General features: G+C 67.7%; 20 protein-coding genes. 17 read left to right on the forward strand and 3 right to left on the reverse strand.

Going from position 1 to position 22,523, the window contains the following annotated elements; translation table 11 throughout:
- Positions 1-154: 154 nt before the first annotated feature.
- Positions 155-1,375 (forward strand): MFS transporter, encoded by a 1,221-nt coding sequence (locus QF206_RS00005; protein ID WP_281487154.1) that lies wholly within the window; start codon positions 155-157, stop codon positions 1,373-1,375.
- 60 nt (positions 1,376-1,435) lie between these two features.
- Here QF206_RS00005 and QF206_RS00010 read toward each other — a convergent pair whose 3' ends face one another.
- Positions 1,436-2,572 carry an MFS transporter gene (locus QF206_RS00010; RefSeq protein WP_281487155.1) on the reverse strand — a complete coding sequence of 379 codons (1,137 nt, stop codon included), beginning with the start codon at positions 2,570-2,572 and terminating at the stop codon, positions 1,436-1,438.
- The gene (locus QF206_RS00015; RefSeq protein WP_281487156.1) at positions 2,569-3,414 is read right to left on the reverse strand and encodes a sugar phosphate isomerase/epimerase family protein; all 846 of its coding nucleotides are present in this window, start codon (positions 3,412-3,414) and stop codon (positions 2,569-2,571) included. The genes QF206_RS00010 and QF206_RS00015 overlap by 4 nt, the downstream gene beginning before the upstream one ends.
- A 120-nt stretch (positions 3,415-3,534) precedes the next feature.
- Between QF206_RS00015 and QF206_RS00020 the strand changes: the two genes are divergently transcribed.
- The 12 genes from QF206_RS00020 (at position 3,535) to ilvC (ending at position 17,638) form a co-directional block, all read left to right on the forward strand.
- Entirely contained in the window at positions 3,535-5,022 is a 1,488-nt protein-coding gene (locus tag QF206_RS00020) for an alpha,alpha-trehalose-phosphate synthase (UDP-forming) (protein ID WP_281487157.1), read from the forward strand.
- 2 nt (positions 5,023-5,024) lie between these two features.
- Positions 5,025-5,810: a trehalose-phosphatase gene (gene otsB, locus QF206_RS00025; protein ID WP_281487158.1), complete on the forward strand. Its 786-nt coding sequence runs from the start codon at positions 5,025-5,027 to the stop codon at positions 5,808-5,810.
- A gap of 98 nt (positions 5,811-5,908) precedes the next feature.
- A complete protein-coding gene (locus QF206_RS00030) occupies positions 5,909-8,788 on the forward strand; it encodes a Na+/H+ antiporter subunit A (RefSeq protein ID WP_281487159.1) in 2,880 nt (959 codons plus the stop codon).
- Positions 8,785-9,429 carry a Na(+)/H(+) antiporter subunit C gene (locus tag QF206_RS00035; RefSeq protein ID WP_281487160.1) on the forward strand — a complete coding sequence of 215 codons (645 nt, stop codon included), beginning with the start codon at positions 8,785-8,787 and terminating at the stop codon, positions 9,427-9,429. Before QF206_RS00030 ends, QF206_RS00035 begins: the two co-directional genes overlap by 4 nt.
- Complete coding sequence (locus QF206_RS00040) at positions 9,426-11,030, forward strand: Na+/H+ antiporter subunit D (RefSeq protein WP_281487161.1); 1,605 nt, start codon at positions 9,426-9,428, stop codon at positions 11,028-11,030. The genes QF206_RS00035 and QF206_RS00040 overlap by 4 nt, the downstream gene beginning before the upstream one ends.
- Entirely contained in the window at positions 11,027-11,575 is a 549-nt protein-coding gene (locus QF206_RS00045; protein ID WP_281487162.1) for a Na+/H+ antiporter subunit E, read from the forward strand. Before QF206_RS00040 ends, QF206_RS00045 begins: the two co-directional genes overlap by 4 nt.
- Positions 11,572-11,964, forward strand: a complete 393-nt coding sequence (locus QF206_RS00050; RefSeq protein WP_281487163.1) for an MrpF/PhaF family protein — start codon at positions 11,572-11,574, stop codon at positions 11,962-11,964. Before QF206_RS00045 ends, QF206_RS00050 begins: the two co-directional genes overlap by 4 nt.
- Positions 11,961-12,341, forward strand: coding sequence for a monovalent cation/H(+) antiporter subunit G (mnhG, locus tag QF206_RS00055; RefSeq protein ID WP_281487164.1), 381 nt, complete (start codon positions 11,961-11,963; stop codon positions 12,339-12,341). The genes QF206_RS00050 and mnhG overlap by 4 nt, the downstream gene beginning before the upstream one ends.
- 133 nt (positions 12,342-12,474) lie before the next feature.
- Positions 12,475-14,169, forward strand: coding sequence for a dihydroxy-acid dehydratase (ilvD, locus tag QF206_RS00060; protein WP_281487165.1), 1,695 nt, complete (start codon positions 12,475-12,477; stop codon positions 14,167-14,169).
- 45 nt (positions 14,170-14,214) lie between these two features.
- Positions 14,215-16,008: an acetolactate synthase large subunit gene (locus QF206_RS00065; protein ID WP_422785337.1), complete on the forward strand. Its 1,794-nt coding sequence runs from the start codon at positions 14,215-14,217 to the stop codon at positions 16,006-16,008.
- A 3-nt stretch (positions 16,009-16,011) separates the two neighbouring features.
- Positions 16,012-16,518, forward strand: a complete 507-nt coding sequence (gene ilvN, locus QF206_RS00070; protein ID WP_281487166.1) for an acetolactate synthase small subunit — start codon at positions 16,012-16,014, stop codon at positions 16,516-16,518.
- A 94-nt stretch (positions 16,519-16,612) separates the two neighbouring features.
- Complete coding sequence (gene ilvC / locus QF206_RS00075; RefSeq protein WP_281487167.1) at positions 16,613-17,638, forward strand: ketol-acid reductoisomerase; 1,026 nt, start codon at positions 16,613-16,615, stop codon at positions 17,636-17,638.
- Positions 17,639-17,808: 170 nt separating this feature from the next.
- On the opposite strand, the gene QF206_RS00080 is transcribed toward ilvC, so the two are convergent.
- The gene (locus QF206_RS00080; RefSeq protein ID WP_281487168.1) at positions 17,809-19,095 is read right to left on the reverse strand and encodes a nicotinate phosphoribosyltransferase; all 1,287 of its coding nucleotides are present in this window, start codon (positions 19,093-19,095) and stop codon (positions 17,809-17,811) included.
- Between the two features lie 60 nt (positions 19,096-19,155).
- Here QF206_RS00080 and murI point away from each other — a divergent pair, with 60 nt between their 5' ends.
- The 4 genes from murI to QF206_RS00100 all read left to right on the forward strand — a co-directional run bounded on the left by murI (position 19,156) and on the right by QF206_RS00100 (position 22,457).
- Entirely contained in the window at positions 19,156-20,064 is a 909-nt protein-coding gene (gene murI, locus QF206_RS00085) for a glutamate racemase (protein WP_281487169.1), read from the forward strand.
- Positions 20,061-20,786, forward strand: a complete 726-nt coding sequence (rph, locus tag QF206_RS00090; RefSeq protein ID WP_281487170.1) for a ribonuclease PH — start codon at positions 20,061-20,063, stop codon at positions 20,784-20,786. Before murI ends, rph begins: the two co-directional genes overlap by 4 nt.
- Before the next feature lie 7 nt (positions 20,787-20,793).
- Positions 20,794-21,420, forward strand: a complete 627-nt coding sequence (gene rdgB / locus QF206_RS00095) for an RdgB/HAM1 family non-canonical purine NTP pyrophosphatase (RefSeq protein WP_281487171.1) — start codon at positions 20,794-20,796, stop codon at positions 21,418-21,420.
- Positions 21,421-21,551: 131 nt separating this feature from the next.
- Positions 21,552-22,457, forward strand: a complete 906-nt coding sequence (locus QF206_RS00100) for a cation diffusion facilitator family transporter (protein ID WP_281487172.1) — start codon at positions 21,552-21,554, stop codon at positions 22,455-22,457.
- Positions 22,458-22,523 lie beyond the last annotated feature (66 nt).

Consider the following 22,523-nt stretch of genomic DNA (forward strand, 5'->3'; position numbering starts at 1 on the left):
TGCGCCGATGGTACTGCAAGGGCGACCTTGTGGGAGAGTAGGACACCGCCGGACCTCATTCCGGAACTGGCCACCCCAACGGGGTGGCCAGCTCTGTTTAACCCGAAGACGCGAAGCGTCTGAGGGGCTCGTAGTACTTCAAGGAGAGAGCTTCATGACGCCGGGGGCGGGCCGAGTCAGCGGCGATCGAGTCTTCTGGCGCGTGGCGCTGCTCCTCTTCGCCACGGGGTGGGCTGCGAACCACTTCACCGCGCTGGTTCCGGTGCTCCGAACCGCCGGCGAACTGCCGAGCGTCACCGTGAACAGCGCCTTCGCGATCTACGCGATCGGATTGCTGCCGGGTCTGCTTGGCGGTGGAGCGCTGGCCGACCGAATCGGACCTCGACGCATCGTGCTGGCGGGTGCGACGATCGCCGCAGCCGGCAACCTCGCCATGGCCGTCTGGCACGCCGAGTTCGGCGTGCTGGCCGGACGCCTCGTGGTCGGTGGCGGCATCGGGCTCGCGGTGAGCGCCGGTACCGTCTGGGCCGTCATGCTGCGAGGCGCGAGTGGCGCGACACTTGCCGGCATCATCCTCACCGCCGGCTTCGCCACGGGCCCCTTCGCCAGCGGCATCCTCGCCGCAGTGCTTCCCTTGGACCCCGGAATGACCGTCCCGTTCGTCGCCACCTCTGCATTGTCGGTCGTCGCGGTGGCGCTCGTCGTATTGTCTCGCGCCTCGACCGGGGGGTCACCACTGCAGGCTCGAGCCCCGGGCGGCGGTGTGGCCGTGCCGGCATCCGCGCCGATCCGCATCCGCAGCGCACGCCGAGCGTTCTCGGTCGCTCTTCCTATGGCGCTCTGGGTGTTCTCGACCGCGACCGTCGCGTTCATCGTGCTCCCGAGCCGGATGGACCTGCCCGCGGGATCCACAGCACTCGTCGCCGGTCTCGTCTCGATACTGGGATTCGGGGCAGGCATCGGCGCGCAAGCGCTGGCGCGCCGCTTCGCCTGGGGACCGATCGCGGGGGTGTGCGGAGCCGGGCTCGCGGCTGCGGGCTTCACGGTGACGGCTTATGTGCAGCATCCGCCCGTCTGGCTGTTCTTGGTCGCGATCGTGGTGCTCGGCACCGCCTACGGCCTGTGCCTGCGAGAAGGACTCGTCGACGTGGACCTTCTCGCGCCCGTGGCCACGCGCGGAATGGTGATCGGCGTCTTCTACGTGTTCACGTACCTCGGGTTCGCTGTGCCTCTGCTGCTCGATTTCGTGGAGCCGTCGATCGGCACGACCCTGCCGCTGCTGCTCCTGGCCGCAATGGCCGTGCTCGCCGCCTCGGCGAGAGGGATCGTCATGCTGAAGACCGACCTGCTCGATCGCTGGCGGCCAGGGCGCTAGCGCGGCTCGAGTCGAGGCGTCCCGTGTGCCGACGCGCGGGCGTGCAAACGATGCGCTGCCTCACCCCTGCCGGGGACGCCTCCCCGAGCTGATCGCGAGCAGCGACATCGCGGCGATCAACGCGATGGCGGGAACCCAGAATCCCCAGCCGGGCTGCGCGATATAGATCGGAAGCACCACCGCCGGCGCGACGGCTGAGCCGAAGAACCGGAACGCCTGGGTCACCGAGACGCCTGCCCCGCCGTTGGGGAGAGCCAGTACGGCGCCATTCGATGACACCGTCACGAGCTGCGCTGACGCGAACGCCAACGACCAGACGAGCGCGATCGCCCACGGAGCATGAGTGAGCGGCGGGAGAGCGATGGCCGCCGCGGTCATTGCGAGCCCGGCGAGCATGACCCGCTTCGTGCCCCAGCGGTCGACCGCCCTCCCGGCGAGGGGTGAGGTGACGAAGGCCGCGAGCCCGCCGCACATGACGATGAGGCCTCGCTCCGCCGGGCCTGAACCGAACTCGGTCCCGGCTTGCAGCGCGATGAGGAACGCCATACCCAGGGCTCCGAAGCCGATCGCGAACTGTGCGCCGCCGATTCGCAGCACGGGCAGTGTGATGCCGTCGACGAGCGAGCGGAGGCGCAGCCGGCCACTGCCGGCATCCGCTGGAACACCGATGATGAAGAGCACCAGTGCCACCAGCGCCACTGCACCGTACGCGAACCGCCAATCGAGCACGGCCACGAGGCCGCCGAACCCGGGCGCCGAGAGCTGGCCCAGGGACTGGGCAGCGCTATAGAGCCCGAGCGCCCTGCCGAGCCGCGCCTTCGCCGCGCTCCTTCCGAGTGTGGCGAGCAGGATCGGGGTGGTGAACGCATTGGACGAGCCCGCGAGGACGCAGCCCGCGATGAACACTCCCCAAGTGGGAGCGAGCGCGCACATGAGCGCCGCTGCGACATAGCTCGCGTACGCGATGCGGAGCACCCGAGCGCGGCCGACCGATTCGGCGATCGAACCGGAGACGAGCATGATCGACGCGAAGGGGACCAGATACGCCGGGATGCAAGCGGCCGCGGCTGCCGCGCTGATTCCGAAGCTTCCGCCGAGTTCCGTGAGGATCGCCGCCGCCATACCGCCGGCGAAAGGGCCCATGAAGCCGCCGGCGTAGACCGCTGCTCGTCTCAGCCTGCCGACTGGTCGCGTCATCGACGGAGCGAAGCGACCGCTCGCCTCGCCCTCGCACGGATGCTCGGTCGACGACGACCGATGATGCGACTCGCGAACAATCTGGTCGCGATCAGCAGGTCGAGCTGCTCGCTCTCGGTGCGAGCCTTTCGAGTGTTGACCTCAGCCACGATCGAACCGTTCCAGCCGCTGTCGATCAGCATCTTCAGCACTTCCGCCACCGGCTCGTGACCCGCGCCGGGCACCAGGTGCTCGTCGAACACCCGGCCCTCGTCCATCGACCCGGAGCCGTCGCAGAGATGGATGTGCCGCAGACGATCACCCATGCGGCGGGCGAGTTCGAGCGAGCCGGCCCCGGAGAGCGCGGCATGCGAGAAATCGAGCGTCATGGCGTCGCAGTCCATGTCGGTCGGATCCGGACTCGGTGCGTAGGCTTTCACACTCGAGCCGCGCACCTTCCACGGGAACATGTTCTCGACGGCGATCTCGACACCGGATGCCGCGGCCGTCTCGCGCACGATGCGCTCGAAGTTGCGGGCGTATCCCGCCTGCCAGCGGAAGGGCGGATGCACGACGACCGTGTCTGCGCCGACCTTGGCAGCCAGCTCGGCGGACTTCTCCAGCTTCACCTGAGGATCGCGGCCCCAGACGAACGTGGTGAGCAGCAGCACCGGAGCGTGGATCGAGAGGATGGGCATGCCGAAGCGCTCTGCGAGAGCGTTCAGCGCGTCGGCATCCTGCGTGACCGGGTCATTCGTCACCATGACTTCGAGCCCGTCGTAACCGGCCTGCCGAGCGAGTTGGAACGCATGCTCAGGGCCGCGCGGATACACGCACGAGGTGCTCATGCCGAGGCTGATCATCGTCTCGAGTCTACGTCGGCCGTCCGGGGCCGCCCTGGGGAACCCCCGTTAGAGGCACACTGTTAGCCTGAAGGCGCGACAACGCCCCGCCAGCGGGGCAGAAGGAGACGATCCGCAACGATGGCTTCGGAGAAGCAGGGCGAATACGACTTCATCGTGGTGTCGAACCGATTGCCGGTCGACCGACAGACGTCGCCGGACGGCACCGAGTACTGGCAAGCCTCACCGGGGGGCCTCGTCACGGCGCTCGAGCCGATGATGCAGGCCAGTGGAGGTGCTTGGGTCGGCTGGCCGGGTCGCCCCGATCTGGAGTTCGACCCCTTCGACCACGACGGAATGCACTTGGTGCCCGTCTCGCTGACGGCGGTCGAGGTGGAGCGGTACTACGAGGGCTTCTGCAACGACACGATCTGGCCGCTGTACCACGACGTGATCGCTCCGCCGAGCTACCACCGAGTGTGGTGGGACGCGTATGTGCGCGTGAACCGGCGCTTCGCCGACGCGGCAGCGCGGCTCGCGGCGAAGGACGCCACGGTGTGGGTGCACGACTACCAATTGCAGCTCGTGCCGATGATGCTTCGCGAGAGCCGGCCCGATCTGACCATCGGGTTCTTCAACCACATTCCATTTCCGCCATATGGCATCTTCTCGCAGCTGCCGTGGCGCCGACGCATCATCGAGGGCCTCCTGGGCGCCGATGTGATCGGCTTCCAGCGGGTGGGGGATGCCGCGAACTTCAGCCTTGCCGTTCGCCGGCTGCTCGGCCACTCGGTGCGCCGTGCCGGAGCCATCGACATCGAAGAGGACGGCAAACCCTTCCGGCGGGTCATCTCGCGCGCCTTCCCGATCTCGATCGATTCGCGAGCGTTCGAGGAGGTCGCGAAGCGGCCGGATGTGCAAGCTCGAGCACGCCAGATCCGGGAGGATCTCGGCAACCCGAAGAAGATCCTCCTCGGTGTCGACAGGCTCGACTACACCAAGGGCATCCAGCACCGGCTGAAGGCGCTCGGGGAGCTGTTCGCAGCCGGCGAGCTCGACCCCGAAGAGGTGAGCTTCGTGCAGGTGGCGAGTCCGAGCCGGGAGCGCGTCGAGACGTACCGCCAACTGCGCGACGAGATCGAGCTCACCGTGGGGCGCATCAATGGCGACTTCGGGTCGATCCGCCACCAGCCCGTGAGCTACCTGCACCACGGCTACCCCCGTGACGAGATGGTCGCCCTGTACCTCGCCGCCGACGTGATGCTCGTCACTGCGCTCCGCGATGGCATGAACCTCGTCGCCAAGGAATACCCGGCGGTGCGCTTCGACGAAGACGGGGTGCTCGTGCTGAGCGAGTTCACCGGGAGCGCCGACGAACTGCGAACGGCCCTTCGCGTCAACCCGCACGACATCGACGGTTTGAAGGCGGCGATCCTCGAGGCGACACGGATGCCGCAGGCCGATCGGCGACGGCGCATGCGTGCCATGCGCAGGCGCGTGCTCGAGAATGATGTCGCGAGATGGTCGTCGAGCTTTCTCGACGTGCTACGCGAAGCTCGCGGAAACAGTGCCGCGCGTGACGAGTCGCACGTCGATCCCGTCCTGGAGCAGGCGGGATCAGGAGCGTGAGCGTGACCGCCGCTTCACTCTCAGAGGCACTCCATTGGGTCGCTCAGGTACCGACGTTGCTGGTCGCGCTCGATTTCGACGGCACGCTGGCTCCGGAAGTCGACGACCCGGAGCAGGCGCGGATGCTGCCGGCTGCCCAGGAGGCGATCGGCCGATTGGCGCTGCTGCCCCGCACTCCGGTCGCGCTCGTCTCAGGCCGTGGTCTGCCGAGCCTCGAGCGAGTCGCCGGTGTGACGGATTCGGTCACACTCGTCGGGTCGCACGGCGTGGAGATGCGCTACCAGGGGCGCGAGCGCTCGCTGCTCGGCACCCACGATCTCGAGCGGCGGCGCCTGCTCGGCGAAGTGCTCGCAGCGAGCGTCGACCAGCACGATGGCGTGTGGCTCGAAGCGAAGCCCGTGGGGTTCGCCGTGCACACACGGTTGGTGACCCACGATGCGGCGGCAGAGGCGCAGCGGTCCGCTCGCGCAGCGGTCGCGGCATCCTCGCTCAGCGACATCACGGAGCGCGCGGGCAAGAATGTGCTCGAGTTCGCGGTCCGGCCGGCGACGAAGGGCGATGGCATCGTGGAATTGCGCACCCTCACGGGCGCCGATGCCGTCTTGTTCGCCGGTGATGACGTCACCGATGAAGACGCGCTCGCAGCGCTCGAGGACGGAGACCTCGGGTTGAAGTGCGGGGCCCCGCCGACGCACGCGCAGTTCTGCGTGCCGGCTCCCGCGGATGTGGCAGAGGTGCTGCTCCAGCTGGCTGAGCAGCGGTCCGCGTATGTGCACCGGCGGGAATGAGTACTGCTCATCGTCTAAAATAGTTCCCGGCGACGGGTGTAGCGGTTCGACCTTCGACGGACCAGCATGCGTGAGAGTCATGACTGAGGGAGGGTTGGATGCTGGTGATCCTCGCGGTCTTCGCGGTCGCCTCCCTCGTTCTCTACCCTCTCACCCGGTCGATCGGGCGGCCCGCCTTCGCGGTAGCGGCGCTTATTCCCGCAGCGGCATTCGTCTACACGATTGCGCAGGCGCCGACGGTGCTGGCCGGCGGCAGTGTTCGCGAGCAGTACCTGTGGATCGCGGAGCTCGGGATGCAGGTCAGCACCCGACTGGATGTGCTGGCCTGGGTCATGTCACTCGTCGTGACCGGCGTCGGCGCCCTGGTGCTGCTCTACTGCATGCGGTACTTCGACGCCGATGAGGAGGGTCTTCCCCGCTTCGCGTCGATCCTGCTGGCGTTCGCCGGCTCCATGTACGGCCTCGTCATCGCCGATGACGTCTACCTGCTGTTCGTGTTCTGGGAAGCGACCACCGTCTTCTCCTACCTGTTGATCGGGCATTACACCGGCCGCCGGGCCAGTCGCGGAGCCGCCCTGCAGGCGCTGCTCGTCACGACGTTCGGCGGGCTTGCGATGCTCGTCGGCTTCGTGCTGCTCGCGGTCACGGCCGGCACGACCCAGCTCTCCGCGCTCGTCGCGAACCCGCCAGAGGGTGCGATCGTCATCGTCGCGATCATGCTCGTGCTGCTCGGCGCGGTATCGAAATCTGCGCTGTTCCCATTCCACTTCTGGCTGCCGGCAGCGATGGCGGCGCCGACGCCGGTCAGCGCCTACCTTCACGCGGCCGCCATGGTGAAGGCCGGCGTCTACCTCATCGCACGCCTGGCGCCGGGCTACGCCGACATCCCCGGCTGGCGCGAGGTGCTTGTGCTCTTCGGAGTCATCACGATGCTCATCGGCGCGGGGCGCGCCCTCCGGCAATACGACTTGAAGCTGCTCCTCGCGTTCGGCACGGTCAGTCAGCTCGGCTTCCTCACCGTCGTGGTGGGGGCTGGATCGCGGGATGCCGCGCTCGCGGGGTTGGCTCTGCTCATCGCCCACGCGCTCTACAAGTCGACACTGTTCCTTGTCGTCGGCATCATCGACCACCGCGCCGGCACGCGCGACCTGCGCAAGCTCAGCGGACTCGGACGTGATGCGCCGGCGCTCGCGGTCATCGCCATCGTCGCCGCCGCCTCCATGGCGGGGCTGCCTCCGCTGATCGGGTTCGTCGCCAAGGAAGCTGTCTTCGACTCATTGCTCGCGATGGCCGGGGAGGGATCTACGGTCGGCTGGGTGGCGCTCGCGGGTGTGGCGGTGGGCAGCATCCTCACCGTCGCATACACCGCCCGACTCATCTGGGGCGCGTTCTCACGCAAGCCGGGTGTCGAGTCGGCCCCGCCGCTTCACCGCCAGCGCGTCGACTTCCTCATCGCGCCCGCGGTGCTCTCGGCGGCGGGTCTGGTGCTCGGTCTGCTCCCGAACGTCGTCGACAGCTGGGTCGCCGGTTACGCCGACTCGTTCCCGCCGGCTCGTGAGCCGTATCACCTGGCCCTGTGGCACGGGCTCACTCCCGCGCTCGGGCTCTCAGTGCTGGTGCTCGTGCTCGGTGCGGGGGCGCTCCTGGTCTCCGGCTGGGTCAACAGATCCGGGTGGCATGTGCCCGAAGCGCTCGGGTCGAATGAGATGTACTGGCGCATCCTCCGCGGCGTCGACAGGGGAGCGGCGCGGGTGACCGTGACGACGCAGCGGGGCTCCCTGCCGTTCTACCTCAGCGTCATCCTCATCGCTCTGCTCGCGTTCGTCGGCGTCCCGCTGGTGCTCAACCGCACCTGGCCAGACACCTTCACGTTCATGAGTCATCCGGTCGAAGGCGCGGTGGCGATCCTCGTGATCATCGCCGCCCTCGCGGCGACCACCGCGCAGAAGCGCTTCCAAGCGGTCGTGCTCGTGGGTGTCTCCGGCTATGGCATGGCCGCCCTGTTCGCGCTGTTGGGCGCGCCCGATCTTGCGCTGACGCAGGTGCTCGTCGAGACGGTGACCCTGATCGCCTTCGTGCTCGTGCTGCGCAGGCTTCCCGCGCGCCTCGGCGAGAGGCACGGCTCGGTGCACCGGCTCGCCCGCGCAGGGATCGGAGTCGCGGTCGGTCTGCTCATGGGCACCATCGCTCTCGCAGCCCTTGCAGCTCGCGTCGACGCGCCCATCTCCGACGAGATGCCGCGTCTCGCGTACGAGGGCGGACACGGGCAGAACGTGGTCAACGTGATGCTCGTGGACCTCCGTGGCTGGGACACCATGGGTGAGCTCAGCGTCGTGATCGCGGCCGCGACGGGTGTCGCGAGCCTCATCTTCGTGAGCGGACGACGAGACTACCTGCCGAGACTCTCGCGGCGCGACGCCCAGGAGCGCGTGCGCGAGACGCTTCGCCGAGTCGCCGACCCCAACGACGCCACCGAGCGCGGGTCCTGGCTGCTGGCAGGACGCACCCTCGCCGCCCGCAACCGATCCATCATGCTCGAAGTGGTCGTGCGGCTGGTGTTCCACGCGATCATCCTCCTGTCGATCTTCCTGCTGCTCGCTGGGCACAACGCACCGGGCGGCGGTTTCGCGGGCGGACTCGTCGCCGGCCTGGCGCTCGTCAGCCGCTACTTGGCGGGCGGACGGCACGAGCTCGGCGCTGCGGCGCCGCTCGACGCCGGAAAGCTGCTCGGCGCCGGTTTGCTGTTCGCGGCGGGCACGGCAGCCGTGCCGCTGCTGTTCGGCGCCGACGCGCTCACCTCGACGTGGTTCGAACTCGACCTCGGCTGGTTCGGCGAGATCGTGTTCGTCACGTCGACGCTCTTCGACAGCGGCGTCTACCTCGTCGTCGTCGGGCTGACGCTCGATGTGCTTCGCAGCCTCGGGGCCGAAGTCGACCGCCACCAAGAAGACGCCGAGCAGACGGAGGTGCGCTCATGATGCCTCTCGTGCTCGTCGCCCTGATGGTCGTGCTGTACTCGGCAGGGATCTACCTCATGCTCGAGAGAAGCATGACGCGGGTGCTGCTCGGCTTCCTCCTCGCTGGCAACGCGACCAACCTGCTCATCTTCCTCATGTCAGACGGGTTCGGCGCTGCGCCCCTGCTCGGCGACGATGGCAGTGCTCCCGCTGTGATGAGCGACCCGTTGCCGCAGGCGTTCATCCTCACGGCGATCGTCATCACGTTCGGCGTGAGCGCATTCCTCATGGCGCTCATCTATCGCTCATGGCGGCTCGGCAAGGTCGACATCGTGCAGGACGACCTCGACGACATCGAGATCGCGAAGCAGAGCAGCGCGATCGCTGAGACGAGCATCGAAGAGGTCGACACGAGCGACACCGAGTTCGCCGACGATGTGCAAGCGCGGGCACTGCAGGAGGAATTGGGTGCGGTGCACCGCTCGCTCGATGCCGATGCGGCTGCCATGACCGACGAGATCCACGGGTCGGATGCTGCGTACCCGGGCTCTCCGAGCGACGCGACCTCCGTCGAGGCAGCCGCCGACGGTGCGACGGCCGATCACGACGGCCACCGTGACGAAGACCCGCGTGACGACAGCACCGAGGGGGACGCACGATGAACGCCCTGGTGCCCCTCGTCGTATTGGTGCCGCTGCTCAGCGCGGCCGGCGCATTGGTATTCGGCCGCCGTCCACGGCTGCAGCAGCTCATCACGGTCGGTGCCCTCGGCGCTGTGCTCGTTCTGAGCGCAGTCATGCTCGGCATCGTCGACAACGATGGACCGCTCGCCATGTCGGTGGGCGGCTGGACCGCCCCGTTCGGCATCGCGCTTGTCGTCGACCGGCTCTCGGCGTTGCTCCTCATGGTGTCGGCGATCGTGCTGCTGGGGGTGCTCCTCTTCTCGGTCGGCCAGGGTCTTGCCGACGGTGATGAGGAGACGCCGGTCTCCATCTACTACCCGACCTATCTCGTGCTCTCGGCCGGCGTCTTCAACGCCTTCATCGCCGGCGACCTCTTCAACCTGTACGTGGGATTCGAGATCCTGCTCGTCGCCAGTTACGTGCTCATCACGCTGGGGGGCACCGAGCAGCGCATCCGCGCCGGCATCACGTACATCGTCGTGAGCCTGCTGTCGTCGCTGCTCTTCCTCGCATCGATCGCCATGATCTACGGTGCCACCGGCACAGTGAACCTGGCGCAGATCTCCCTGCGGATGCAGGAGGTGCCCGAAGACCTCCGAATCGTGCTGCACGTGATGCTGCTCGTCGCCTTCGGCATCAAAGCGGCCGTGTTCCCGCTCGCGTTCTGGCTGCCCGACTCGTATCCGACGGCTCCCGCACCGGTCACCGCTGTCTTCGCGGGCCTGCTGACCAAGGTCGGCGTCTACGCCATCATCCGCACGGAGACACTGCTCTTCCCACTGCCGGAGCTCAATACGGCCTTGATGGTCGTCGCCCTGTTCACGCTGGTGGTCGGGATACTCGGAGCTGTCGCGCAGGTCGACATCAAGCGCATGCTCTCATTCACGCTCATCAGCCACATCGGCTACATGGTGCTCGGCGTCGCCCTCGGCACGGCCGCGGGCATGAGCGCAGCGATCTTCTACATCGTCCACCACATCGTCGTGCAGACGACCCTCTTCCTCTCCGCAGGGCTGATCGAGCGCCACGGTGGAAGCACGTCGATCAATCGTCTCGGCGGGTTGCTGAAGTCGGCGCCGGTGATCGCGGTGCTGTTCTTCGTCCCGATGCTGAACCTCGGCGGCATCCCGCCCTTCTCAGGCTTCATCGGCAAACTGGCGCTCTTCGACGCGAGCGCCCGCGAAGGCAGCGCGCTGGCGTATGTGTTCATGGGGGTCGGAGCAGCCGTATCGCTGCTGACGCTCTATGCGCTCGCGCGAGTTTGGAACCTCGCCTTCTGGCGCCGCAGCGAGGAAGTCGAGGACTACGACTCGACGATCACCGCTCTGCTCCGCTCGGCGCCGGAGATGGGCTCGCCGCGCGAGCAGCGACGCATTCCGCGCCTCATGACGGTGGCTACCACCTCCATGGTCGCGGTGAGCGTGGCGCTGACCGTGCTCGCTGGACCGCTCTACGCGTTCGCGGATCGCGCCGGGCAGAACATCACGGGCCCCGGCACCTATATCGACTCCGTGCTCGGACCCGGCACGAGCGCCGAAGCCGACGCATCGGTCGACAGTGTGAACGGGAGTGCCCCATGAGTCCCGCCGAGCACGGGTTCATCAGGCGGCTCCGGTTGCGGCAGTTGCCGGTCATGATCGGCCTGGTCGTCTTCTGGCTGATGCTCTGGGGCGACGTCACGGCACTGAACGTCGTGGTCGGCGTGGTGCTCGCGATCATCGTGACGCGCGTCTTCTACCTGCCGCCCGTTGATATTTCGGGTCGCGTCAACCCGTGGTGGCTGCTGCGCTACCTGGGGTACTTCCTGCGCGAGCTCGTCATCGCGTCGTTCCAGGTGGCATTCCTCGCGTTGGATCCACGCGGGGTGCCGCACTCTTCGTTCGTGCGGGTGAAGCTCCGCACGAAGTCCGACTTCATCCTGACCATGGTCGGCATGACCATCTCGCTCATCCCCGGCTCGCTCGTCGCGGAGGTCGATCGATATCAGTCGACCCTCTACCTGCATGTGCTGAACACGCGCACGCTCAAGGATGTCGAGGCGATGCGACGCGAAGTCCGCTGGATCGAGGAACTGCTGATCCGGGCGGTGGGCGATCGCAACGATCTGAGGAGGCTGGGCGCATGAGCGCGGCATCCCTGCTGTTCTGGTTCAGCGGCACCATGCTGCTGCTCGCCTCGCTCTTCGCGCTCTACCGCATCGTTCGCGGACCGTCGATCCTCGACCGCATGATCGCCTCCGACATGCTGCTCACGACGCTGGTCATCGTCGTCGGCGTCGAGATGGTCTACAACGATCACCTCGACACCGTGCCCCTCATGATCGTGCTCGCCTCGACGGCGATCTTCGCGTCGATCTCGGTGGCCAGGTACGTCTCGAAGCAGGACCGACCGAAAGATGAGAGCGGCAGACGAAGGCCGCTGGGACGCGGGCCCACGGCCGACCACCCGGCATCCGGGCCCGAAGCGCCCGAGCAGGCGGGGAACCCCGCGCCCGAGAAGGGAGGTCCACTGTGAACCTCGACGCGATCCTCGATGGTGCCGCACTGATCTGCCTAGCGCTCGGCGCGTTCCTCTCCATGGCCGCGGGAGTCGGCTTGCTGCGCTTCCCTGACGCGCTGAGCCGCATGCACGCAGCGACCAAGCCGCAGATCATGGGCCTGTTCTTCGTGTTGGCGGCGATCGCGCTCGACCAGCGCTCGTGGGTCACGGTCCTCATCCTCATACCGGTGGTCGTGCTGCAGACGCTCACTGCGCCGATCTCGGCGCACATGATCGGTCGAGCCGCATACCGCACGCATAACTTCAGCGACGAGCACACCCTGGTCGACGAGCTCGGGCCGGCAGTCGACAAGGCCACGCGCGAGCAGCGGCGGCGCGGGCCGGAGCGCTGAGCCGCATTCGGCCGCAGGGGCTTCGGGTGGGGCGGCGGCAACTCCCGTCCCCGCTGCAGCGCCACCGCGATGACGGATGCCTGCGGCATCCGAGCGGACGAGTGCACATCCCGCGCGCTCTAGACTCGTAGCCATGGCCGAAATCGACATCAAGCCGCGTTCGCGCGCCGTCACCGACGGTATCGAAGCCACCACCTCGCGAGGTATGCTCCGCGCGGTGGGCATGGGTGACGAGGACTGGGACAAGCCGCAGATCGGCATCGCCAGCTCCTGGAACGAGATCACCCCGTGCAACCTCTCGCTCGACCGCCTGGCGCAGGCGTCGAAGGAGGGCGTGCACGCGGGAGGCGGGTACCCGCTGCAGTTCGGCACGGTGTCGGTCAGTGACGGCATCAGCATGGGCCACGAGGGCATGCACTTCTCGCTGGTGAGTCGCGAGGTCATCGCCGACTCGGTCGAGACCGTCATGATGGCCGAGCGCCTCGACGGGTCTGTCCTGCTCGCCGGCTGCGACAAGTCGCTCCCCGGCATGCTCATGGCTGCCGCGCGCCTCGATCTCGCCGCCGTATTCGTCTACGCCGGCTCGATCGCGCCGGGCTGGGTCAAGCTCAGTGACGGAACCGAGAAGGAAGTCACGATCATCGACTCCTTCGAGGGCGTCGGTGCCTGCAAGGCCGGCACCATGAGCCCCGAGGATCTCAAGCGCATCGAGTGCGCCATCGCCCCGGGCGAAGGCGCGTGCGGTGGCATGTACACCGCGAACACCATGGCGAGCGTCGCCGAGGCCCTCGGCATGAGCCTTCCGGGCTCGGCCTCGCCGCCCTCGGCCGACCGCCGTCGCGACTACTACGCCCGGCAGTCGGGCGAGGCGGTCGTGAACCTGCTGCGTCAAGGCATCACCGCCCGCGACATCCTCACCAAGAAGGCGTTCGAGAACGCGATCGCCGTGGCCATGGCGTTCGGCGGCTCGACGAACGTCATCCTGCACCTGCTCGCGATCGCCAACGAGGCCGAGGTCGAACTCACGCTCGACGACTTCAACCGCATCGGCGACAACGTGCCGCACATCGGCGACCTCAAGCCGTTCGGCAAGTACGTCATGAACGATGTCGACCGGCACGGTGGTGTTCCGGTCGTCATGAAGGCGCTGCTGGATGCCGGCCTCATCCACGGCGACGCCCTCACGGTCACCGGCAAGACGGTCGCCGAGAATCTTGCCGAACTCGACCCCGACCCGCTCGACGGCGAAGTGCTGCGCACGCTCGACAACCCGATCCACAAGAGCGGCGGCCTCACGGTCCTGCACGGATCGCTGGCGCCCGAGGGCGCCGTCGTGAAGACCGCCGGCTTCGACGCCGCGGTGTTCGAAGGCCCGGCGCGCGTGTTCGAGCGCGAGCGCGCGGCCATGGACGCCCTCACCGAGGGGAAGATCGGCCACGGCGACGTGGTGATCATCCGCTACGAGGGCCCGAAGGGCGGCCCCGGAATGCGCGAAATGCTCGCCATCACGGCGGCGATCAAGGGCGCGGGGCTCGGAAAAGATGTACTACTCTTGACTGACGGTCGATTCTCCGGCGGCACAACCGGCCTGTGCATCGGCCACATAGCTCCCGAGGCGGTCGACGCTGGACCGATCGCCTTTGTGCGCGATGGTGATCTGATACGGGTCGATATCGCAGCTCGCTCGATCGACCTACTGGTCGACCCGGCTGAGCTGGAAACCCGCCGTCAAGGCTGGGCTCCCCTTCCCCCGCGCTACACCCGAGGCGTGCTCGCCAAGTACTCGAAGCTCGTGCACTCCGCTGCGAAGGGCGCGATCACCGGGTAGGCGGCTGTCACAGACCACTCCCATCGAAAGAAGAGAACTTCCTCCATGGCTGCAGAACCACGACCCGCGCCAGGGCCGGCGGATGCCGCAGAGCCTGAGATCCTGACCGGCTCCGGCGCGATCCTCAGATCGCTCGAGAAGCTGGGCATCACTGATGTCTTCGGCCTGCCGGGCGGCGCGATCATGCCGTTCTACGACGAGCTCATGAGCGATAAGGGCATCCGCCACATCCTCGTGCGCCACGAGCAGGGCGCGGGCCACGCCGCCGAGGGCTACGCCTCGGCCAGCGGCCGACCAGGCGTCGCGATCGCGACGTCCGGTCCCGGCGCCACGAACCTGGTCACCGCGATCGCCGACGCGCATATGGACTCGGTGCCCCTGATCGCCATCACCGGACAGGTCTTCTCGACCGTCATGGGAACCGATGCCTTCCAAGAGGTCGACATCGTCGGCATCACCATGCCGATCACCAAGCACTCCTTCCTCGTGCGCCGGCCCGAAGACATCCCCGCGACGATGGCGGCCGCGTATCACATCGCGACCACGGGGCGTCCCGGTCCCGTGCTCGTCGACGTCACGAAGGACGCTCAGCAGAACTCCGCTCCCTTCATCTGGCCGCCAAAGGTCGATCTGCCTGGATACCGGCCGGTCACGAAGGCCCACGGCAAGCAGATCCATGCCGCGGCACAGTTGCTCGTCGAGTCGAAGAAGCCCGTCTTCTACGTGGGCGGCGGTGTCGTGCGCTCGCGCGCGTCAGCAGAGCTCAAAGAGCTCGTCGAACTGACTGGCGCTCCCGTGGTGACGACTCTCATGGCACGCGGTGCGTTCCCCGACTCCCACGACCAGCACCTTGGCATGCCCGGGATGCACGGCGCGGTGACGGCGGTGCTCGGCCTGCAGGAGTCCGACCTGATCATCTCGCTCGGCGCGCGGTTCGACGACCGAGTCACCGGCAAGGTGAGCGACTTCGCGCCGCACGCCAAGGTAGTGCACGTCGACATCGACCCCGCAGAGATCTCGAAGATCCGCACGGCGGACGTGCCCATCGTGGGCGATGCCCGCGAAGTGATCGTCGACCTGATCGACGCGTTCAAGAAGGCCGCCGAGAAGCAGACGCCCGACTACAGCGACTGGTGGAGCAGGCTCGAGCTGCTGCGCACCCAGTATCCGCTCGGCTACACCCCGACCGACGACGGGCTCCTGTCGCCGCAGTGGGTGATCGAGCGCATCGGCGAGCTGACGGGGCCCGAGGGCGTGTACGCGGCCGGTGTCGGTCAGCACCAGATGTGGGCGGCGCAGTTCATCAAGTACGAGCGCCCCAACTCGTGGCTCAACTCCGGCGGGGCAGGCACCATGGGCTACGCCGTGCCCGCAGCCATGGGCGCCAAGGTCGCACAGCCCGATCGTGTGGTGTGGGCGATCGATGGTGACGGATGCTTCCAGATGACCAATCAGGAGCTCGCCACCTGCACGATCAACAACATCCCGATCAAGGTCGCGATCATCAACAACTCGTCGCTCGGCATGGTGCGGCAGTGGCAGACGCTCTTCTACGACGGCCGCCATTCGTTCACCGACCTGCAGGCCGGCGAGCAGCAGGCGTTCATCCCCGACTTCGTGAAGATGGGTGAGGCCTACGGCGCGCTCTCCATCCGCGTGACGAAGCCCGAGGAGGTCGACGACGCGATCAAGCTGGCGCTCGAGACCAATGACCGTCCGGTCGTGATCGACTTCATCGTGTCGCGCGATGCGATGGTGTGGCCGATGGTGCCCCAGGGCGCGACCAACTCGGCGATCCAGTACGCGCGCAATCACGCGCCGCAGTGGGAGGAGGAGTAGGCCATGTCGCACGTGCTGTCACTGCTCGTCGAAGACAAGCCGGGTCTGCTCACCCGGGTCGCAGGGCTGTTCGCCCGCCGCGGGTTCAACATCGAATCGCTCGCGGTCGGCCGCACCGAGATCGAGGGCCTCTCGCGGATCACGGTCGTGGTCGATGTCGAAGAGGGCCCGCTGGAGCAGGTCACCAAGCAGCTGAACAAGCTGGTCAACGTCATCAAGATCGTTGAGCTCGACCCCGCACAATCGGTGCAGCGCGAACATCTGTTGATCAAGGTGCGCGTCGACAACGTCACTCGCTCGCAGATCCTCGAGGCCGTCACGCTCTTCCGCGCACGCGTCGTCGATGTCGCCACCGACTCGCTCGTGATCGAGGTCACGGGGGATTCCGGCAAGGTGCAGGCGTTCCTGCGCGTGCTCGAACCCTACGGCATCCGCGAGATCGCCCAGTCCGGACTGCTCGCCATCGGGCGCGGTTCGAAGAGCATCAGCGATCGCGTGTTCAAGAGCTGAACAGGCAAGTCAGGCAACCAACGAATCCGCAGCTCAGTCGTCTGCCGAAGGCGCGAGCGGGCATCATCCACAACGAACAAGGAGAACCACAACAGTGACCGAAGTGTTCTACGACAAGGACGCCGACCTCTCGATCATCCAGGGCAAGAAGGTGGCCGTGATCGGCTACGGCTCGCAGGGCCACGCCCACGCGCAGAACCTGCGCGACTCAGGCGTCGACGTCGTCATCGGCCTGCGCGAGGGCTCGAAGTCGATCGCCAAGGCGGAGGAGGCCGGTTTCACCGTGCTCTCGAACCGCGAGGCGGCTGAGCAGGCAGACGTGATCGTCATCCTCGCTCCCGACCAGCACCAGCGGAAGCTCTACGCCGAGGACATCGAGCCGGCGCTGAAGCCGGGCAAGGCGCTGATGTTCGCCCACGGGTTCAACATCCGGTTCGGCTACATCACCGCCCCCGAGGGCGTCGACGTGTTCATGGTCGCGCCGAAGGGCCCGGGCCACACCGTGCGTCGCGAGTACGAGGCCGGGCGTGGTGTTCCGGTCATCGCCGCGGTCGAGGTCGACGCGTCGGGCAAGGCGTGGGACCTCGCCTGGTCGTACGCTCGTGCGATCGGCGGCCTGCGTGCCGGCGGCATCAAGACCACCTTCACCGAGGAGACCGAGACCGACCTCTTCGGCGAGCAGGCCGTGCTCTGCGGCGGCACGTCGCAGCTGGTGCAGTACGGCTTCGAGGTGCTCACCGAGGCGGGCTACCAGCCCGAGATCGCGTACTTCGAGGTGCTGCACGAGCTCAAGCTCATCGTCGACCTCATGTGGGAGGGCGGCATCGCCAAGCAGCGTTGGAGCATCTCCGACACTGCGGAGTACGGCGACTACGTCTCGGGCCCGCGCGTCATCGACCCGCGTGTCAAGGAGAACATGAAGGCCGTGCTCGCCGACATCCAGTCGGGCGCGTTCGCCGAGCGGTTCATCGCCGACCAGGACGCCGGTGCCCCCGAGTTCCTCGCGCTGCGCGCGAAGGGCGAGGCGCACCCGATCGAGCAGACCGGCAAGAAGCTGCGTTCGCTCTTCGCCTGGAAGCAGCAGGACGAGGACTACGTCGACGGTTCGGCCGCGCGCTGAGCCTGCGCTGACCTCGCGCTGCGGCGGCGCTGACGCCGCAGACCTCCGGATGCCGGGAGCCCACGCTCCCGGCATCCGCCGTTAACGAGCGATTCGGTTGAGCAGCCAGAGGCAGACGCCGATCAGCAGCGGTCGGCTGTCAGCGGTCGGCGGTCGGCGGCGATCGGAGCTCAGCGGTAGACGGTGGGGATGGCCGGGTCGCCCTGGCTCAGGCGAAACGCGTCGCGGGGGAGTTCAGCAACCGCCATCGCGCGGTGCTCACGGGCCGCTTGCACCCCGGCGGGCCCCCGCCACTGCTCGTCGATCTCGCCGTCGACCACGAGCGGCACCTGCAGCAGCCGACCAACGGATGCCTCGGGATCCGACTCGACGTGGACGATCTCGGCCCGCGCCCGCCCGCTCGACAGCTCACGCACCGCATCTTTGCGGCCGGCCACGCTCGCCTTACCGGCGGAGCGCTTGCCCACCGGCACCCAGCCGTCTCCGTCGGTGTGCGCCACGAGCTTGTAGACCATTCCGGCCGCGGGCGAGCCTGAGCCGGTCACGAGCGAGGTGCCGACGCCGTACGAGTCGACCGGCGCCGCGGCGAGCGTCGAGATCGCGTACTCGTCCAGATCGTTCGTCACCGTGATGTGGGTGCCAGTCGCTCCGAGCGAGTCGAGCTGGCGACGCACCTCGTGCACGAGCACTGGCAGGTCGCCCGAATCCAGACGCACCGCGCCGAGCTCCGGTCCGGCGAGCTCCACGGCGAGGTCGATGGCGCGTGCGACATCGAAGGTGTCGACCAGCAGCGTCGTGCCGGCGCCCATGGCGTCGAGCTGCGCTGAGAACGCCTCGCGCTCGCTGTCGTACAGCAGCGTGAACGAGTGCGCGGCGGTGCCCATGGTGGGCACGCCCCAGCTCCTCCCCGCCTCGAGGTTGCTGGTGGCGCCGAAGCCGGCGATATATGCCGCGCGCGCGGCAGCGACGGCGCTGCGCTCGCCCACTCGACGCGACCCCATTTCTGCCAGGGGGCGACCGGCCGCTGCGGACACCATCCGAGCTGCGGCGGTCGCAATCGCCGTGTCGTAATTGAGCACGCTCAGAATCAGCGTCTCGAGCAGCACGCCCTCGGCGAAACTCGCCTCGACCTCGAGCACCGGCGATCCGGGGAAGTACACCTCGCCCTCGCGGTACGCGCGGATGCTGCCGGAGAAGCGGTAGTTCGCGAGCCACTCGAGCGTGTCGTCGTGCACCACCCGCTCCTGGCGAAGCCACTCGAGTTCCTCGTCGCCGAAGCGGAACTGCTCGATCGCGTCGAGAAGCCGCCCACCGCCTGCGAAGACGCCGTAGCGCCTGCCCTGGGGGAGCCGCCGCGCGAACGTCTCGAACATGCACCGCCGTTCGGCGTGGCCGCTGCGAAGCGCCGCATCGAGCATGGTGAGTTCGTACCGGTCGGTCAGCAGGGCCGTGCTCATGGGGGTCAGCCTACCGACCGCAGCACTGCCGCCTTGGAGCGGCGACTAGGCTTGACCCCTGTGAGCGACGCGCCGATCGGAGTCTTCGACAGCGGTGTCGGCGGACTCACCGTGGCCCGGGCGATCCTCGACCAGCTGCCCAACGAGCGCATCCTCTACGTCGGCGACACCGCGCATTCGCCCTACGGCCCCAAGCCCATTGCAGATGTTCGACGCTATGCGCTCGAGGTGCTCGACGACATGGTCGACGCGGGCGTGAAGCTGCTCGTGATCGCGTGCAATACGGCATCCGCTGCGATGTTCCGCGATGCCCGCGAACGGTTCACGCAGGGGCACGGCATTCCCGTCGTCGAGGTCATCCAGCCGGCGGTGCGCGCTGCGGTGCGAAAGACCCGCAACAAGCGCATCGGGGTCATCGGCACCGAGGGCACCATCCGCTCGGGCGCCTACGAAGACGCCTTCATCGCCGACCCCGATCTGCAGGTGCTGACGCAGGCATGCCCCCGCTTCGTCGAGTTCGTCGAGAGCGGCATCACGAGCGGCGAAGAGCTCTTCCAAGTGGCCGAGGAGTATCTGGCGCCGCTGAAGTCGTCGGATATCGACACGCTCGTGCTCGGGTGCACGCACTACCCGCTCATGGCCGCCGCGCTGCAGTACGTGATGGGGCGCGGAGTCGCGCTGGTGTCGAGCGCTGAAGAGACGGCGTTCGACGTCTACCGCGTGCTCGTCAGGCACGGGATGCTGCGCCGCGACCAGACACCGCCTCGCCACTTGTTCGAGGCGACCGGTGCTGACAAAGAGCACTTCCTCCGTCTTGCGCACCGCTTCCTCGGACCGGAGGTCAACCGGGTCGAGACCTTCGAGACGGGCGCGGTGCCGATCGCGGAGCGCGCGTCGGCCTCGGGCAGCGCGCCAGCCGCAACCTCACGAACCGACTCGGCATCCCCTGAAGAGAGAGCGAGCACATGATCCGTACCGATGGCCGCACCGCCGACCAACTGCGCCCGGTTGCATTCGACCGCGGCTGGAGCAAGCAGGCCGAAGGCAGTTGCCTCGTGTCGTTCGGCGACACGAAGGTGTTGTGCACCGCGTCGTTCACCCCGGGGGTACCCCGCTGGCTCACCGGCCAGGGCAAGGGCTGGGTCACCGCCGAGTACTCGATGCTGCCCCGTGCGACGAACTCGCGCTCCGACCGCGAGTCGATCAAGGGCCGCGTCGGTGGTCGCACCCACGAGATCTCGAGGCTCATCGGCCGTTCACTGCGAGGCGTGATCGATACGAAGGCGCTCGGTGAGAACACCATCGTCATCGACTGCGACGTGTTGCAGGCCGACGGGGGCACTCGTACCGCCGCGGTCACGGGTGCGTACATCGCGCTCGCGGATGCTGTCGAGTGGGCCCGCGGCAAGAAGCACATCCCCGCGAAGGCCACACCGTTGACCGACAGCGTCGCCGCTGTCAGCGTCGGCATCATCGGCGGGGTGCCGATGCTCGACCTCGCGTATGTGGAGGATGTCGGCGCGGGCACCGATATGAACGTCGTCGCCACCGGGAGCGGCAAGTTCATCGAGGTGCAGGGCACCGCCGAGGGTGTGCCGTTCGATCGGACCGAGCTCGATTCGCTGCTCGACCTCGCGCTCGCCGGCACCACCGAGCTCACGCGTCTGCAGCGCGAAGCGCTCGAGAGCTAGAGGCGCGATGGCGAACGAAGAGCGGATCGAAGCGGCAGCGGACGCCCGTCGGCCGGGCACGAGGATCGTGCTGGCCACGCATAACGCGCACAAGGTGGCCGAACTGCGCCGCATTCTCGGTGATCGACTCGGCATGCACGAGTTGGTCGGCTACGAGGGCCCCGAACCAGTCGAGGACGGCGCGACCTTCGCAGAGAACGCGCTCATCAAGGCGCGCGCGGCGGCGAAGCACACGGGGCTTCCCGCTCTCGCCGACGACAGCGGAATCGCGGTAGACGCGCTTGGCGGCGCCCCCGGCATCCAATCGGCCCGGTACGCAGGCACCCGCGACGACCGCGACAACTACGAACTGCTGCTGCGGAACCTCGAGGGGGCGGCGGACCGCTCGGCTCAGTTCGTATGCGCAGCCGCGTTCGTCGACGGCGAGTTCGAACACGTGGAGCTCGGCATCTGGCCCGGCCGGGTGCTCGACGCGCCGGCGGGGGAGCACGGGTTCGGGTACGACCCGGTGTTCCAGCCGGACGGCAGCGACGTGTCGTCGGCAGAGATGACTCCGGAAGAGAAGAACGCTGTGAGCCACCGAACGCGCGCGTTCGCCGCGATCATGCCGATGGTGCGCGAGCGTCTCGGATAGCCATCACCCGCGAGGAGGCAACCGCCGCGGCATGACCGACCCGCGCGCCCTGCAGAGGCGATCGAAACGTGCGCGCTGTCGAGCCCCGGTGCCCTGAATCGTTGCGCTTCCCCGCTGGGTAGCCTGGAGAGATGACCCACGAGCACACGCACTCCAACCGGCGACGGCTGGCGATCGCGCTCGCGATCATCGTGGTGTTCCTCGTCGTCGAGATCGTCGGCGCGGTGCTCAGCGGGTCACTCGCACTGCTCGGCGATGCCGGGCACATGTTCTCCGACTCGCTCGGCCTGACGATCGCGCTCATCGCGACCGTCATCGCCGCTCGGCCGGCGAACGACCGACAGACCTTCGGCTACCAGCGTGCCGAAGTGTTCGGCGCGCTCATCAACGGCAGCATCCTGGCGGTGGTAGCGCTCGCCGTCGGCATCGAGGGGGTGCGACGGTTGGTGGCGGAGGAGCCGCCCGAGGTCGCGGGCACCGCCATGCTCGTGGTGGCCGCGGCAGGCCTCGCAGCAAACGTCGCGGCGCTCCTGGTGCTCCATGATCGACGAGACAGCTCGATCAACATGCGTGGCGCCTACCTGGAAGTGCTCGGCGACCTCATCGGCTCGGTGCTCGCGATCGCCGCCTCGATCGTCATCGTGACGACCGGCTTCACGAAGGCGGATGCTGCGGCATCCGTCGCCATCGCACTGCTCATCGCCCCCAGGGCGTTCGTGCTGCTTCGAGACGTTTTCCGCGTGCTGGCGCAGAGCGTGCCGGCGGATATCAGCGTGGCGACGATCCGCGAGCACCTGGGCGGAGTGGACGGGGTCGTCGATGTGCACGACGTGCACGTGTGGTCGATCACGTCTGGTTCCCCCGTGTTCTCTGCCCACGTGGTGGTCGAGGCCGAGGTCTTCGCCGAGGGGCGCGCGGGGGCGATGCTCCGTGAGTTCGACGACTGCTTGCGCGATCACTTCGACGTCGACCACTCCACCATCCAGCTGGAGCCGATCGAGCACGCGACGCACGGCAGTCACCAGCCGCACCCTTGAGAAGAATCTTTGTCGGCGCATGAACGCATGGCGCTAAGATTTCGGTGTGCCGAAACTCAGACACAC

This window comes from Ruicaihuangia caeni (assembly GCF_029952955.1).
GTDB classification, from domain to species: Bacteria; Actinomycetota; Actinomycetes; order Actinomycetales; family Microbacteriaceae; genus Ruicaihuangia; species Ruicaihuangia caeni.

Coding starts and splice junctions, on each gene's coding strand:
- QF206_RS00010 (WP_281487155.1), bottom strand. CDS start 2,572: ATGACGCGACCAGTCGGCAGGCTGAGACGAGCAGCGGTCTACGCCGGC.
- QF206_RS00030 (WP_281487159.1), top strand. CDS start 5,909: ATGCTGGTGATCCTCGCGGTCTTCGCGGTCGCCTCCCTCGTTCTCTAC.
- rph (WP_281487170.1), top strand. CDS start 20,061: ATGATCCGTACCGATGGCCGCACCGCCGACCAACTGCGCCCGGTTGCA.
- rdgB (WP_281487171.1), top strand. CDS start 20,794: ATGGCGAACGAAGAGCGGATCGAAGCGGCAGCGGACGCCCGTCGGCCG.
- QF206_RS00100 (WP_281487172.1), top strand. CDS start 21,552: ATGACCCACGAGCACACGCACTCCAACCGGCGACGGCTGGCGATCGCG.
- QF206_RS00080 (WP_281487168.1), bottom strand. CDS start 19,095: ATGAGCACGGCCCTGCTGACCGACCGGTACGAACTCACCATGCTCGAT.
- QF206_RS00065 (WP_422785337.1), top strand. CDS start 14,215: ATGGCTGCAGAACCACGACCCGCGCCAGGGCCGGCGGATGCCGCAGAG.
- QF206_RS00005 (WP_281487154.1), top strand. CDS start 155: ATGACGCCGGGGGCGGGCCGAGTCAGCGGCGATCGAGTCTTCTGGCGC.
- QF206_RS00015 (WP_281487156.1), bottom strand. CDS start 3,414: ATGATCAGCCTCGGCATGAGCACCTCGTGCGTGTATCCGCGCGGCCCT.
- QF206_RS00040 (WP_281487161.1), top strand. CDS start 9,426: ATGAACGCCCTGGTGCCCCTCGTCGTATTGGTGCCGCTGCTCAGCGCG.
- QF206_RS00020 (WP_281487157.1), top strand. CDS start 3,535: ATGGCTTCGGAGAAGCAGGGCGAATACGACTTCATCGTGGTGTCGAAC.
- ilvD (WP_281487165.1), top strand. CDS start 12,475: ATGGCCGAAATCGACATCAAGCCGCGTTCGCGCGCCGTCACCGACGGT.
- ilvN (WP_281487166.1), top strand. CDS start 16,012: ATGTCGCACGTGCTGTCACTGCTCGTCGAAGACAAGCCGGGTCTGCTC.
- QF206_RS00045 (WP_281487162.1), top strand. CDS start 11,027: ATGAGTCCCGCCGAGCACGGGTTCATCAGGCGGCTCCGGTTGCGGCAG.
- QF206_RS00035 (WP_281487160.1), top strand. CDS start 8,785: ATGATGCCTCTCGTGCTCGTCGCCCTGATGGTCGTGCTGTACTCGGCA.
- QF206_RS00050 (WP_281487163.1), top strand. CDS start 11,572: ATGAGCGCGGCATCCCTGCTGTTCTGGTTCAGCGGCACCATGCTGCTG.